The following is a 13,558-nucleotide window of genomic DNA, read 5'->3' as shown; positions in this document are numbered from 1 at the left end:
GCGTCGACCGCGCGCCACGCCCGAACTGTCCCGCGCCGACCGGATCGGCCGAGCGGCTTGGCACCCGGGGCGGCGGCGGTGGAGGATACGAAGGTGTCAGCGGAGGCAGGGCCGGCCATGAACGGCGGCTCGGACGAGCACGTCCGGCGTGTCCGCCTCCCCGCCGACCGGCGCACACCCGCGGCGGCCCGGGCGCTGGTGCGGTCCGTCCTCGCCGAGGCGGACCTGCACGAGCTGCTCAACGAGGCGCTGCTGCTGACCACCGAACTCACCACCAACGCGGTCGAGCACGCGCGCACCGAACTGGACATCGAGGTCGAAGCCGACCCAGCGGGGCTCACCGTCACGGTGACCGACTTCGCCTCCGGCCCGGTCGACGAGCTGATGGTCGGCGTCCGGAACACCACCTCCGAGATCACCGAGGTGGCCGAGCGCGGCCGCGGGCTGCTGCTGGTCGACCACTTCGCCAGCCGCTGGGGCACCACCTACCTGCCCACCGGGAAGGGCGTCTGGTTCCGGCTCGACCGGCCCGACCTCGCTGCCACCCCGCGGCCGGCGGAGACCCGCCCGGTGCTCTCCGCCGCCGCGCGGACCGACGGGGGCACCCCGAGCGCCGCCGCGATGAGCGAGCTCATGCAGACCACCCCCGACCCGTACGCGGACGACCCGCTGCCCGAGTTCGCCGCCGGGCTGCTGACCCGCGTCGCCGAGATGGTCGGGGCGGCCGGCGGGGTCGTGCGGCTGGACCGCGGCGACGGGCAGGGCAGCCAGGTGCTCGCCCGCTACGGGCGGCAACCCCGCGAGGGCAACGAACTGCTCCGCGTCCCGCTCGCCGTGCACCGCCCGTACGCCGGGGAGCTGGAACTGGACGCGGCGCCCTCGGCGTACGCCCGGCCGCTCGCGGTGCTGGCCGCCGAACGGCTCTCGCTGCACCTGGAGAACGACCGGCTGCGCCGGGCCGACGTCCGCCGGTCGGCCTGGCTGACCTTCCTGGCCGAGGCGAGCGAACTGCTCGCCCAGTCGCTGGACGTCGAGCTGACCATGGCGCTCATCCCGCAGCTCGTGGTGCCCCGGCTCGGCCAGTGGTGTGCCGTGCACACCACCGACGAGTGGGGGCGGCTGCGGCTCGCCGCGGCCAGCCACGCCGACGAGGCGGTGCTGCCGCAGCTGCACCGGGTGCTCCAGGAGACCGGGCCCGACTCGATCCAGGCCCGGCTGCGGGAGTCCTCCCGGAGCGCGACACAGGTGCCGCTGAGCGGGCCGATGGAGGGCTTCGCCGTACCCCTGATCGCCCGCGGTCAGCGGCTCGGCACCCTGGCCGTGGGCCGCCACCAGCGGCACCGGCACGACCCCGACGAGGTGTCGGTGCTGGAGGACGTGGCCCGGCGGGCCGGGCTGGCCATCGAGAACGCCCGGATCCACGCCGAGCGCCGGCGGGTCGCGCAGACCCTCCAGCAGTCGCTGCTGCCGCCGGTGCTCCCGGTGGTCGAGGGCATCGGCTTCGCCGCCGAGTACGTCCCGACCGGCGACGACGCCGAGGTCGGCGGCGACTTCTACGACGTGGTGCCGCTGCCGGACGGCCGGTGGCTCGTGGTGGTCGGCGACGTATCCGGCAAGGGCGTCCAGGCGGCGGCGGTGACCGGGCTGGTGCGGGACGTGATCCGGGTCCTGGTCGGCGACGGCAAGCCGCTGCCGGAGGTGCTCGGCCGGCTCAACGAGACGCTGGTCGAGCGCGGCGGCGGCCGCTACTGCACGCTGGCGCTGGCCGCGGTCGGGCCGGGCGACGGCGACCAGCTCGACGTCTCCCTGCACCTGGCCGGGCACGACCGGCCCGTGCTGCTGCACGGCGGCGGCGGTGCCGGCTTCGTCGGCACCGGCGGCACGGCCCTCGGGCTGCTCGACTCGATCGCCACCCCGACCGCCGAGATCGCGCTCAAGCCGGGCGACGCACTGATCTTCTACACCGACGGCGTAACCGAGCGCCGGCGCGGCCGGGAGCTCTTCGGCACCGACCGCCTGCGCGAGGCGGCGGCACCCCTGGCCGGCTACTCGGCCGACGTGGTGGCCGCCCGCCTCCGCGCCACGGCCATCGCCTTCTCGGTGGAACCCCCACGCGACGACATCGCCGTCCTGGTCCTCCGCAACGACGCCCTGTAATCCCTCTTCCTGGCCCTGTCCGCCGCGTGGCTCTCCCCGTTGATCAAGAAGTTTGCGTCAATCACGGGCGCTGTTCAGACGCAAACTTCTTGGTCAACTCAGGTCAGCCGCGATGTTGCGCAATCGCGGCGTTGATCAAGGTTTGCTTCGGGGAAGGGCTGGGTGGTGACGCGAACCTCTTGATCGACGATGAGGCCGGGCGGCGGTGGCGGAGGGCTGGGCACCGGGGCAGAGGCCGTGCGGGCCGGGCGCGGGGGCAGGGCCGAGGCGGGGCAGGGCGTCGGCCCGGGGGTTACAGGCCGCCGGGGAGGCGGCCCGGGGACAGGCGGTGGTGGGGGTCGAGGTAAGCCTTGGCCGTGCGGAGGCGCGGCAGGGTGGGCAGTTCGCCCCACAGGTCGACGGCGCGACGAACCGGCGCGGGGGCGGAGACCACCACGCAGCGGCCCTGGCGGGCGAGGAGCACGCCCCGGACCGCGGCGAGGATCGAGGCGACCCGCTCGGGCGGCAGCGAGCCGGGCAGCGCGGCGTGCACGGCGCCGATCCCGGCGGAGCCGCGGACCGGGACCGGGGTGCCGGCCGCGTCGCGCAGCGCGTAGACGGCGGCGTGCAGGTCGTTGATGGGCACCTCGATCCGCAGGGCCGTGTCGCCGGGGGCGAACGGATAGCGCCCCCACCAATCGGGCGCGGCGTGGTTGACCACGGCCTCGGTGCCGAGCAGCGCGACGAGCCGGTCGGTCCGTTCCGCCACGTCGGCCGGGCCGCCTTCCAGCAGCACCACCAGGCTGCCCGCCGCGGCGGGCCGCACCGGGCGCCCGGTCACCGCGGGGTGGTCGGGCCGGTTGACCACGGACGGGTGGGACGCGGGGATCCTCCGGCGCGGCAGCGGCACCGGCACCGGCAGGTCCAGCTCGACGGCCGCCGGGTCGAGCCGGGCGGCGAGCACCGCCCGCACGAGGTCGTGCACCTCCAGCGGCGTCCACACCGGACGGGACACCCAGACCCGGCTGGCCGGCACGGCCTGCACCCGCATGGTTGCCGAGACCAGCACCCCGAGGCCGCCCTGCGAGCCGCAGAGCAGCCGGGCCACGTCGAGCCCCGGCACCTCGGCCGCGCCGAAGACGGCCGCCGCACCGCCCGGCTCCGCGCCACCCAACGGGCCACCGCCCAGTCCGGCACCACCCAGTCCAGCGCGACCGAGCCCAGCTCCACCCGACCCAGCACCGCCCAGCCCAGCACCACCGAGCCCCGCCCCGCCCAATCCAGCGCCACCCAAACCAGAACCACCCAACCCGGCATCACCCAGCCCGGCGCCGCCGCGTGCCGGCCCGGCGCGGCCGAGCAACGCGGTGCCGGGCTCCCCCACGCTGACCAGCTCGCCGTCGGCGTCGAGGTAGCGCACGCCGACGAGCTGGGCGCACGGACTGCCGTGCCGGTGACGCAGCGGGCCGGCCTCGTCAGCGGCCAGCACCCCGCCCAGGGTCGCCCCCGGGGAGGGCGCGTCGACCGGGATGCGCCGGCCGATGCGCTCCAGCGTGGCCTGCACGGCCCGCAGCGGGGTTCCCGCGCCGACCTCGGCCACCACCGAGGCGTGCGGCTCGTGCCAGACCCCGGCCAGCCGGCCGGTGTCGAGCATGATGTCGACCTGCGCCGGGGCGGCACCCCAGTCGATCTTCGTGCCGGCGCCGCGCGGCACCACGGTCAGGTCGTGCGCCGCGGCCAGCCGGAGCACCTCGGCCGCGGCGTGTGGGCCGCCCGGCACGGCCACCCAGCGGGCCGTGCGGCCGGCCACCTCGTCGGCCGGGCCCGCGAAACGGGCGAACGGCGGACCGCAGATCTCCGCCAGCTTCCGGGTGATCTCAAGGGCTCCGGGTCGATCGGTGGAACGCGATGCAGCCGCCATGGCGGTTATCGTACACATGTTCGAAAGACCCGGCGGCGAGTCGCGGGATTCCGGCGGCGCGCGACCACGGCGGCGCCCTGCCGGCCGGTAACGTGACGCCCGTGACCACCGAGATCCCCGACAACTCCAGCGTGCCGCGTCACGACCGGGACCCGTCGCCAGCGCCCGCCGCCAAGCGTGTTCCAAGCGAGCGGACGCACCACGGCGACACCGTCCTCGACGAGTACGCGTGGCTCGCCGGCAAGGAAGACCCGGACACGATCGCCTACCTGACCGCGGAGAACGCGTACACCGAGGCGCGCACCGCGCACCTGGAGGGGCTGCGCGCGCAGCTGTTCGAGGAGACCCGCCGGCGCACCCAGGAGACCGACCTGTCGGTGCCGACCCGCAAGGACGGCTACTGGTACTACACCCGCACGGTCGAGGGCCAGCAGTACGGCGTGCAGTGCCGCCGGGCCGTCCGCGACGGCGAGACCACGCCGCCGGTCAGCGAGGACGGCGCCCCGCTGGACGGGGAGGAGGTTCTGCTCGACGGCAACCGGCTCGCCGAGGGGCACGACTTCTTCTCCCTCGGCGCGTTCGACGTCAGCCCCGACGGGCGCTGGCTGGCCTACTCCACCGACTTCTCCGGCGACGAGCGCTTCACGCTGCGGATCAAGGACCTGCAGACCGGCGAGGCACTCCCCGACGAAATCCCGGACACCTTCTACGGCACCGCCTGGTCGAACGACGCCTCGACGCTGTTCTACGTGACGGTCGACGACGCCTGGCGGCCGAACCGGGTCTGGCGGCACACCGTGGGCACCCCGTCGAGTGCGGACGTGGTGGTGCACCAGGAGGACGACGAGCGGTTCTGGGTGGGCGTCGAGCTGACCCGCTCCGAGCGCTTCGTGGTCATCGACATCCACAGCAAGATCACCAGCGAGGTCCGGGTCATCCCGGCCGCCAACCCCACCGGCGAGCCGGCGATCATCGCGCCGCGGCGGCAGGGCGTCGAGTACGCGGTGGAGCACCACGGCCACCGCTTCCTGATCCTGCACAACGACGGCGCCGAGGACTTCGCGCTGGCGTACACGTCGGCGGACGCGCCGGGCGACTGGACGCCGCTGATCCCGCACACCCCCGGCACCCGGCTGGAGTCCGTCGACGCGTTCGAGAACCATCTGGTCGTCTCGCTGCGCAGCAACGGGCTGACCGGGCTGCGGGTGCTGCCCGTCGGCGGCGGCGACAGCTTCGACATCGACTTCCCCGAGCCGATCTACAGCGTCGGGCTCGACGCCAACCCGGAATACCGCACCAGTGAGGTGCGGCTGCGCTACACCTCGCTGGTGACCCCGGACTCGGTCTACGACTACGACCTGGTCACCCGGCAGATGGTGCTGCGCCGGCGGAAGCCGGTCCGGCCCGGCCCGGACGGGAGGGAGTACGACCCGGCCGACTACGAGCAGCACCGCGACTGGGCGCTCGCCGACGACGGCACCCGGGTGCCCATCTCACTGGTGTGCCGCGCGGGCACGCCGCGCGACGGCTCCGCTCCCGCCGTCATCTACGGCTACGGGTCCTACGAGGCGAGCATGGACCCCTGGTTCTCCATCGCCCGGCTCAGCCTGCTCGACCGGGGCGTGATCTTCGCGGTGGCCCACATCCGCGGCGGCGGCGAGCTGGGCCGGCGCTGGTACGACGAGGGCAAACTGCTGGCCAAGAAGAACACCTTCACCGACTTCGTGGCCTGCGCCCGGCACCTGGTCAAGGCCGGCTGGACGGCGAGCGACCGGCTGGTGGCCCGGGGCGCCTCGGCGGGCGGCCTGCTGATGGGCGCGGTGGCCAACCTCGCCCCGGACGCGTTCGCCGGGATCGTCGCGCAGGTGCCGTTCGTGGACGCGCTCACCTCGATCCTCGACCCGTCGCTGCCGCTGACGGTCACCGAGTGGGAGGAGTGGGGCAACCCGCTCGACGACCCCGAGGTCTACGCGTACATGAAGTCCTACACGCCGTACGAGAACGTGGCCGACATGGACTACCCGGCGATCCTCGCGGTGACGAGCCTCAACGACACCCGGGTCCTCTACCACGAGCCGGCCAAGTGGATCGCCCGGCTGCGGGCGGTCGCCCCGCAGGGCGACTACCTGCTGAAGACCGAGATGGGCGCCGGCCACGGCGGCCCGAGCGGCCGGTACGACGCCTGGCGCGAAGAGGCGTTCGTCAACGCCTGGACCCTGGACCGGCTGGGCCGCGCCTGACCCGCTGAGGGCTGAGGGGCCCGCGCCGGCCCCTCAGTCCAGCAGCGGGCCTAGCACGTGCGGGTCGGCGTTGCCGCCGGTGACCACCGCGACCGTACGCCCCGGCGGCAGCTCGTCCCGGCGGAACAGCCGGGCGGCCAGGGCGACGGCCCCGCTCGGCTCGGCCACCAGCCGGGCCTCGCGCACCAGCCGCCCCATGGCCGCGACGATCTCGTCCTCGGTCACCGTGACGATGCCGTCGAGCCGGGCCCGCAGGTGGGCCAGGGTCAGCTCGGACAGGTTGGTGCGCAGCCCGTCCGCGCACGTCCGGTAGGTGCGTTCGACCTCCCAGACCACCACCTCCCCGGCCGCGAGGGAGTCGCGGGCGTCGGCGGCGAGCAGCGGCTCCACCCCGATCACGGCGGCCGACGGGCGCAGCGCCTTGACGGCGGTGGCCACCCCGGAGGACAGCCCGCCGCCACCCACGGGTACCAGCACCACGTCGACGTCGGGGAGGTCGGCGACGATCTCCAGGCCGATCGTGCCCTGCCCGGCGATGATCCACGGATGGTCGAAGGGCGGCACCAGCGCGGCACCGGTGTCGGCGACGATCCGCTCGGCCTCGGCCAGCCGGCGGGCGGGCGGCACGAGCCGCACATCGGCGCCGAACGCCCGCATCCGGTCCACCTTGACCCGCGGCGCTCCCTCGGGCACGACCACCGTGCAGGGCACGCCGAACGCTCGGGCCGCGTACGCCAGGGCCTGCCCGTGGTTGCCGGAGGAGTGGGTCACCACGCCCCGGGACCGGGCGGCCGGGTCGAGCCGGGCCACCGCGTGCGTCGCCCCGCGCACCTTGAACGAGCCGACCGGTTGCAGGCTCTCCGGCTTGAGCCACAGCTCGTCGTCCCAGAGCGTCGGCAGCAACGGGGTACGCACCACGGCGCCCGCGACGTCCTCGGCGGCGGCCCGGACGTCGGCGATCGTGACCAGGTCCATCGCCCCATCCTGCCGCGCCGCGGAGCCGGCCGCCGCCCCGCGTCCGCCGCCTAGACTGCCCGGGTGAGCGACGACGAGCAGCGGGCGGAAGGCGGACCGGGACCGGGCCGGCGCGCGCCCGTCTGGCTGATCCTCGGTGTGGTCGCCTCCGCCCTGGTGGTCTGCTGCTGCTCGGCGCTGATCGGCCTGGCCGTCTCCTGGGCTGCCGGGCTGTTCGGCCCGCGCTGACGCGGCCCGATTCAGCGGGCCGGCGTCCCGCCCACCAGCACCGCTGCCTCGCCCGTGCGGACCATCCGCTGCCAGCGCAGCCGGTTGCCGACCACCGCGGTCACCACCGACTGCACCACCACCAGGTACATCACCTGCCGGTAGACGAGCTGCTGGAACGGCAGCGCCCAGAGCGGGCCGAACCGCTCCCGGTCCAGGCGCAGCGCGTACGCGGCGGTGCCGCCCTGGAGCAGGAGCAGGCCCAGCCAGGCCAGCGCCAGCTCGGACCAGGGCAGGAAGAGCAGCCCGTAGAGGGCGAAGATGTCGACGGCCGGCGCGGCCAGCGGCAGCACGATCTGGAACACGGCCAGGTAGGGCAGGCCGCGCCGGCCCAGCTTCCCGCCGGCGCCCGGCTCGCGCAGCGCGTGCCGGTGCTTCCACATGGCCTGCATGGTGCCGTAGCACCAGCGGTAGCGCTGCCGCCAGAGCTGGCGCAGCGACGAGGGCGCCTCGGTCCAGGCGATGGCGCTCTCCTCGTAGACCACACGCCAGCCGGCCCGGAGCACCTTCATGGTGAGGTCGGTGTCCTCGGCCAGGGTGTCGGCGGGCACGCCGCCGACCGCGAACAGCACCTGGCGGCGGAACGCGCCGATCGCGCCGGGGATGGTGGGCATGCACTCCAGCACGTCGTACATGCGGCGGTCGAGGTTGAAGCCGATCACGTACTCCAGGTGCTGCCAGCGGCCGAGCAGCCGGCGCCGGTTGGCCACCTTGGTGTTGCCGCTGATCGCCCCCACGGCCGGGTCGGCGAAGCCCTGGACCAGCCGGTAGACGGTGTCCGGCTGGAAGACGGTGTCCCCGTCGACAAGCACCAGCAGGTCGGCGCGCGCGGCCCGGATCCCGGTGTTCAACGCGGCGGGCTTGCCGGCGTTGGCCTGCCGGATGACGCGTACCCCGCGCAGCCGCATCCGTTCGACGATGTCGGCCGTGCCGTCGGTGGAGCCGTCGTCCACCACGATCACCTCCAGCGCCGGGTACGCGCTGGCGACCAGGGACCGCACGGTCGCGGCGATGTTGGCGGCCTCGTTGTACGCCGGCACGATCACCGACACCGGTGCGGTCACCTCGGGCAGCCGGTGCCGCGGCCGGCGTACCCGGCGGACGTGCCGGCGGGCGCAGACCACCTGCACGGCGAGGCGGACCACGCCGAGCACCAGGGCCACGCCGAGCAGCAGGTTCATCGCCGTGGTCAGCCAGTCGGCGCCGGCCTGCCCCCAGCGCAGGGCGGTGCCGCTCAGCCGGGCGCCGGTGGTGGCCGGCACCATCGAGTCGGGCGCGCCGATCCCGGCGGAGACGGTGGTGAACCGGTAGCCCTGGGCGGCCAGCCGGGGCAGCATCTGGTCCAGGGCGGCGACGGTCTGGCTTCGGTCGCCGCCGCCGTCGTGCATCAGCACCACCGCGCCGGTGCCTCCCTGCGGCGTGGCCGCCCCCACGATGGCCGGTACGCCGGGGCGCTGCCAGTCCTTGGCGTCGCGGTCGGCGAGCACCGCCACGTGCCCGCTGCCGGCGGCCGACCGCAACGCCCGGTACTGCGCGTCGGTCACGGCCGCGGTGGTCGACGAGAAGGGCGGCCGGAACAGCGTCACCTCGCGGCCGGTCACGCCGGCGATGGCGTTGCGGGTCCAGGAGAGCTCGGCCGCGGCGCGCCAGCCCGGCGCGGTGGTCACGTCGGTGTGGGTGAAGGTGTGCGAGCCGATCTCGTGTCCCTCGGCCAGGATCCGCCGGACCAGATCGGGGTGCTCGTCCACCCGCGCGCCGACCACGAAGAACGTGGCGTGGGCGTGGTGCCGGCGCAGCACGTCGAGGATCTGTGGGGTCCAGCGCGGGTCGGGTCCGTCGTCGAACGTGAGCGCAAGGGTGCGTGCCGGCAGCCGCCGGCTGACCGGTGTGGGGCCGTCCAGCCGCAGCACCGGCCCGCCGGTGGCGACCGCCCGCGGCGGGGGCGAGTCGGGCGCCCGGTCCGGGCCGGCCCCGCCGCCGACGGCGCTGACCAGGCCGTGGAAGCTCAACGCGGCGAGCAGGGCGACGAGGCCCAGCAGGAGCAGCACCCAGTGCGCCCGGGGATCGGGGCGGGCGACGTGTCGCGCCATGGTCAGGGCTTGCCCGGCGACCGGCTCGGCTTGGCGGAGTGGCGCCGCTCATCGCCCTGCCCCGGCACGGTGGCGGTCGGGCGGGGCGCCGAGGTGGCGGCCCGGGTGGGGGCAGTGGTGCGGCTGGCCGTCGCCGCGGGCGCCGACGGGCCGGTGCTGGTCACCGACGAGGGTCGAGGGCTCGGGCTGGTCCGCTTCTCGTCCTGGGCCGGGGCGTCGACACCGGCCTCGATCGGCGGTGGCCTCGTGTCGGACCAGCCCGGCAACGGCACCGTGGAGTCGAAGAACAGCCCGGCCAGGATGAGGCCGAAGCTGGTCAGCAGGCCGAGGCCCATCGCCACGCCGGCGATCACGGTCAGCCGGCGACGCCGGCCGGTCCGGTCGACGAACACCGGCGGCGCGGCGTTCGGCTGGTTCGGCATGGTGCTGGTCTCCCGCTGTCGCTCCCGCCGGCCGGTGTGCCGGCTCGGGAGGCCACACCTCGGGCCTCCCGAGGCGAACAGCGCCGGAGCCGCCCGCCGCGTCACATCAGGTCGTGCGCAGCTCCTCCACCGTCGTGCTGGCCCGCAGGAAGAGCGCGCCGACGCCGACGGTGAGCAGCACCGCGGCCAGCCCGCCGGCCGCGAACCAGGCCAGCTGCTCCCACGGTACGTGCGGCGGGACGATCACCTCGGGCACCCATTCGGTGCGGGTGTAGCGGGCCCGGGTCGCCGGGTCCCCGCAGAGCTGCTCACCGGCGTCGCACCACTCCTGCGTGTAGCCCCCGTCCCTCGGCGGGGGGAACACGCCCCGGACGAGCAGGTAGCCGACGGTCAGTGCGAGGCCGATCGCGGGCACCGCCGGGGTGAGCGACTGCCAGAGCAGCGAGCGGCCGATGGTGGCGCGGGGCACCCCGGTCGCCACCAGCGCCGCGTACGCCCGGCGCCGGGTGGTGATCCCCTCGACGACCGCCACCAGCAGCCCGCCGGCCGCGATCGCCACGGACACCGCGACACCGAGGTCGACCAGGTCCATGGCCCCCAGGTAGAAGGAGTCCGAGCCGGCCATCCCGGCGCCGCTGCGGCGGTTCAGCTCGACGGTGGCCAGGAAGTCGGCACGGATGCCGGCGGCGCCCGCGCCGAAGATCAGGGCCGCCAGCAGCGCGGCGAAGGTGCGGCTGCCCGCCCACGGGTCGGCGGTCAGCCGGCGCGCGGCGAGCAGCGCGGCCGGGTGGCGGCCGTAGCGGTGCAGCAGGCGGCCGGCGGCGTGGGAGAGCCAGCCGGTGCCCGCCACCACCCCGATCATGGCGGCCAGGGCGCCGACGATCAGCAGCGTCGGCAGCAGCCAGGGCGGCGGTAGCGCGTGCCGCCGCTCGTACCAGAGGCCCACCGGACGAAACGCGGCGAACAGGCCCAGCCCCGCCAGGATCAGCAGGCCCGGCCACGGCCAGGGTGCCCGGGTGCGGACCCGGCGGACCACGCCGAACGGGGTGGTGGTGACCCGGCGCAGCAGCACCACGCTGACCAGGGCGGTGAGCAGCGGCAGGCCGAACACCACGGCCAGCACGGCCGGCGGTGCCGGGTGGACGTCGGTGGGCAGCGGCAGCCGCCCGTCGGCGTCGGGCCGGTGCAGCAGCCGGCGGCCGACCAGGAAGACGGCGAGACCGCCGACGGTGCCGAGCAGACCGGCCAGCCCGGTCTCCGCGGCGGCGATCCGGCTGACCTGGTGCGGGGTCGCCCCGGCCAGCCGGAGCGCGGCCAGCCGGCGGTCCCGGGCCGGTGCGCCGAGCCGGGCGCACTGCCCGGCCAGCCCGAGCACCGGCACGACGAGCAGCAGCAGGGCGAACGCCAGGCCGCCCCGCAGGCCCGGCTCGCGCAGCAGCGCGTTGGTGTACTGCTCGGACTCGGCCCACGCGTCACCGGGCGGCTTGCGGATGGCCAGCACGGTGAGCGCGGCCAGGCCGGCGAGGGTGGCCAGGGCGGCGCTCAGCGCGGTCAGGGCGACCCGGGCGGTGTCGGCCCGGGTGCCGGCCCGGGCGAGCCGGAACAGGGTGCCCGGCGTCACCGGTGGCCGCCGGGCACCGGTGCGTCGAGACCCAGGCCCGACGGGTCGACCACCCCGTCGCGCAGGGTCACCTCGCGGTCGGCGTACGCGGCGATCCGCGGCTCGTGGGTGACCAGCACGACGGTCGTGTGCTGCTCCCGGGCCAGCCGGACGAGTTGGGTGAGCACCTGCTCGCCGGTGAGCGTGTCGAGCGCGCCGGTGGGCTCGTCGGCGAACAGCACGCGCGGCTCGGTGACCAGGGCCCGGGCCAGTGCGCAGCGCTGCTGCTGACCGCCGGACATCTCCCCCGGCGGCACGTCGGCGACCTCGGCCACGCCGAGCCGCTCCAGCCAGGTGAGCGCCGCCGTCCGCGCCTCTCGCCGCCCCGTGCCGGCGAGAAGCAGCGGAAGGGCGACGTTCTCCGCCGCGGTCAGCTCGGTGACGAGCTGGCCGAACTGGAAGAGCACCCCGAAGTCGGTGCGCCGCAACCGGGACCGGGCCGCCTCCGGCCACTCGTCGATCCGCGCACCGCGCCAGGTGACCTGGCCGGCGTCGGGACGCAGGATGCCGGCCAGGCAGTGCAGCAGGGTGGACTTGCCGCAGCCGCTCGGGCCGGTGACGGCGAGGATCTCGCCCTCGGCCACGTCGAGCGTCACGCCGCGCAGGGCCGGCGTCCTCCCGTACGCCCGGACCACGCCGCGCGCCTGAAGATAGCTCACGAGTGCACCTCCCGGTGCCAGTCGGCGACCCGTTCGAGGGTGGTGTGCAGCCACCGCAGGTCGGCGTCGAGATGGGCGATGGCGAAGTCGGCCGCGATCACGTCGTCGAGGGCGGCCGTGGGTGCGGTCTTCACCGCGGTCAGCTCGCGCAGCCGCTCGGTGTGCGCCCGGCGCTGGGCGACGAGGTAGGTGCGGGCGCGCTCGGCGTCGGCGACCATGAGCGCGACCACCACCTTGGCGAAGAGGGTGCTCGCCACGTACGGCATCGGCGGCTCGACGGTGGCCAGCCACCGGTCGAGTGCCGCCCGCCCATCGCCGGTGAGCGCGTAGGAGGTGCGGTCGGGGCCGCCCTCGCGCTCGTGGCCGGCCGGAATCACCAGGCCGTCCCTCTGGAGCCGGGCCAGGGTCGCGTAGACCTGCCCGAAGGCGAGGGGCCGGGCCCGGGGCAGCCGCTCGTCGTGGGCGCGTTTCAGCTCGTAGCCGTGCCGGGGGCCGCGCGCGAGCAGCCCGAGCAGTACGTGCTGAGTGGACACGGGTCCACTATTCATTGAGTGAATAGTGGTGTCAAGAACGGCCCGCGCGGCGGGTCGCCGCACGGGCCGGTCGGGTCAGGCGGTCCAGAAGGGGTCGCGGCCGGTCCGCCCGAGCAGGGCGTCCAGCGTGGTGGGCTCCGCGGTGGTGGGTATCGGCTCGCCGAAGGCGCCCATCTTCTGCCCGGTGTCGCCCATCCGGTCCATGAAGCCGTGCCCCGCCGCCAGCACCGCCGGGTCCACCTCCAGCCGCTGGCCGGTCGCCCGGGCCAGGTCCCAGCCGTGCACGGTGAGGTCGATGAGGGCCATGTCGCCGACGGTCTCCTGCGGCAGCCCCATGCCGGGCGAGACACCCTCCAGCGCCGCCGGGTCCGACCAGGCGGCCGTCAGGCGGTCGGCCTCGGCGGCGAACCGGTCGCGCCAGCCCTCGGTCAGGTGGTCGGTCTTGGCCGCCCAGTCGACCTCCCGCCGGGCGGCCATGTCCTGGAAGTTCACCACCACGTCGAAGAGGTGGTTGAGCAGGTCGCGCACCGTGTAGTCGGGGCACGGGGTGGGCAGGCCGAGCTGGTCGTCGGAGATGCCCTGGACCACCGCAGCCGTCCGGGGCGCGGCAAGCGCCATCAGCTCACTAGTCTTCGTGGTCATAGGGACCAGCGTA

General features: G+C 75.3%; 11 protein-coding genes. 3 read left to right on the top strand and 8 right to left on the bottom strand.

Translation table 11 applies throughout. The features are described from left to right. The first annotated feature begins 93 nt into the window (after positions 1-93). Entirely contained in the window at positions 94-2,157 is a 2,064-nt protein-coding gene (locus ABZW14_RS01030) for a SpoIIE family protein phosphatase (protein WP_355337761.1), read from the top strand. A gap of 292 nt (positions 2,158-2,449) precedes the next feature. Here the strand turns inward: ABZW14_RS01030 and ABZW14_RS01025 are convergent, their stop codons facing one another. Continuing rightward, positions 2,450-4,057: an FAD-binding oxidoreductase gene (locus tag ABZW14_RS01025; RefSeq protein ID WP_355337758.1), complete on the bottom strand. Its 1,608-nt coding sequence runs from the start codon at positions 4,055-4,057 to the stop codon at positions 2,450-2,452. 131 nt (positions 4,058-4,188) lie between these two features. Here ABZW14_RS01025 and ABZW14_RS01020 point away from each other — a divergent pair, with 131 nt between their 5' ends. Then, positions 4,189-6,297, top strand: a complete 2,109-nt coding sequence (locus tag ABZW14_RS01020) for a S9 family peptidase (RefSeq protein WP_355339342.1) — start codon at positions 4,189-4,191, stop codon at positions 6,295-6,297. A gap of 33 nt (positions 6,298-6,330) precedes the next feature. Here the strand turns inward: ABZW14_RS01020 and ABZW14_RS01015 are convergent, their stop codons facing one another. After that, positions 6,331-7,272: a threonine/serine dehydratase gene (locus ABZW14_RS01015; protein ID WP_355337755.1), complete on the bottom strand. Its 942-nt coding sequence runs from the start codon at positions 7,270-7,272 to the stop codon at positions 6,331-6,333. Between the two features lie 63 nt (positions 7,273-7,335). Here ABZW14_RS01015 and ABZW14_RS01010 point away from each other — a divergent pair, with 63 nt between their 5' ends. Continuing rightward, the gene (locus ABZW14_RS01010) at positions 7,336-7,500 is read left to right on the top strand and encodes a hypothetical protein (RefSeq protein ID WP_355337752.1); all 165 of its coding nucleotides are present in this window, start codon (positions 7,336-7,338) and stop codon (positions 7,498-7,500) included. An 11-nt stretch (positions 7,501-7,511) separates the two neighbouring features. Here the strand turns inward: ABZW14_RS01010 and ABZW14_RS01005 are convergent, their stop codons facing one another. The 6 genes from ABZW14_RS01005 to ABZW14_RS00980 all read right to left on the bottom strand — a co-directional run bounded on the left by ABZW14_RS01005 (position 7,512) and on the right by ABZW14_RS00980 (position 13,545). After that, entirely contained in the window at positions 7,512-9,629 is a 2,118-nt protein-coding gene (locus ABZW14_RS01005; RefSeq protein ID WP_355337749.1) for a bifunctional polysaccharide deacetylase/glycosyltransferase family 2 protein, read from the bottom strand. 2 nt (positions 9,630-9,631) lie between these two features. Continuing rightward, positions 9,632-10,051, bottom strand: a complete 420-nt coding sequence (locus ABZW14_RS01000; protein WP_355337746.1) for a hypothetical protein — start codon at positions 10,049-10,051, stop codon at positions 9,632-9,634. A gap of 106 nt (positions 10,052-10,157) precedes the next feature. Beyond that, on the bottom strand, positions 10,158-11,672 hold the full coding sequence (locus ABZW14_RS00995; RefSeq protein WP_355337743.1) for an FtsX-like permease family protein: 1,515 nt from the start codon (positions 11,670-11,672) through the stop codon (positions 10,158-10,160). Then, positions 11,669-12,370 (bottom strand): ABC transporter ATP-binding protein, encoded by a 702-nt coding sequence (locus ABZW14_RS00990; protein WP_355337740.1) that lies wholly within the window; start codon positions 12,368-12,370, stop codon positions 11,669-11,671. Before ABZW14_RS00990 ends, ABZW14_RS00995 begins: the two co-directional genes overlap by 4 nt. Next, positions 12,367-12,903, bottom strand: a complete 537-nt coding sequence (locus ABZW14_RS00985) for a PadR family transcriptional regulator (protein WP_355337737.1) — start codon at positions 12,901-12,903, stop codon at positions 12,367-12,369. The genes ABZW14_RS00990 and ABZW14_RS00985 overlap by 4 nt, the downstream gene beginning before the upstream one ends. Positions 12,904-12,978: 75 nt before the next feature. Next, complete coding sequence (locus ABZW14_RS00980; protein ID WP_355337734.1) at positions 12,979-13,545, bottom strand: TIGR03086 family metal-binding protein; 567 nt, start codon at positions 13,543-13,545, stop codon at positions 12,979-12,981. Positions 13,546-13,558 lie beyond the last annotated feature (13 nt).

This window comes from Micromonospora sp. NPDC004551 (genome assembly GCF_040609975.1).
Lineage (GTDB): Bacteria > Actinomycetota > Actinomycetes > Mycobacteriales > Micromonosporaceae > Micromonospora.
Note: the sequence above shows the minus strand (reverse complement) of the source record. Positions and strands in the feature narration are given on the sequence as shown.

Excerpts from the sequence above, each read along its gene's own strand:
- ABZW14_RS01025 (WP_355337758.1), bottom strand. The coding sequence starts at position 4,057 with ATGGCGGCTGCATCGCGTTCCACCGATCGACCCGGAGCCCTTGAGATC.
- ABZW14_RS01015 (WP_355337755.1), bottom strand. The coding sequence starts at position 7,272 with ATGGACCTGGTCACGATCGCCGACGTCCGGGCCGCCGCCGAGGACGTC.
- ABZW14_RS01005 (WP_355337749.1), bottom strand. The coding sequence starts at position 9,629 with ATGGCGCGACACGTCGCCCGCCCCGATCCCCGGGCGCACTGGGTGCTG.
- ABZW14_RS01000 (WP_355337746.1), bottom strand. The coding sequence starts at position 10,051 with ATGCCGAACCAGCCGAACGCCGCGCCGCCGGTGTTCGTCGACCGGACC.
- ABZW14_RS00980 (WP_355337734.1), bottom strand. The coding sequence starts at position 13,545 with ATGACCACGAAGACTAGTGAGCTGATGGCGCTTGCCGCGCCCCGGACG.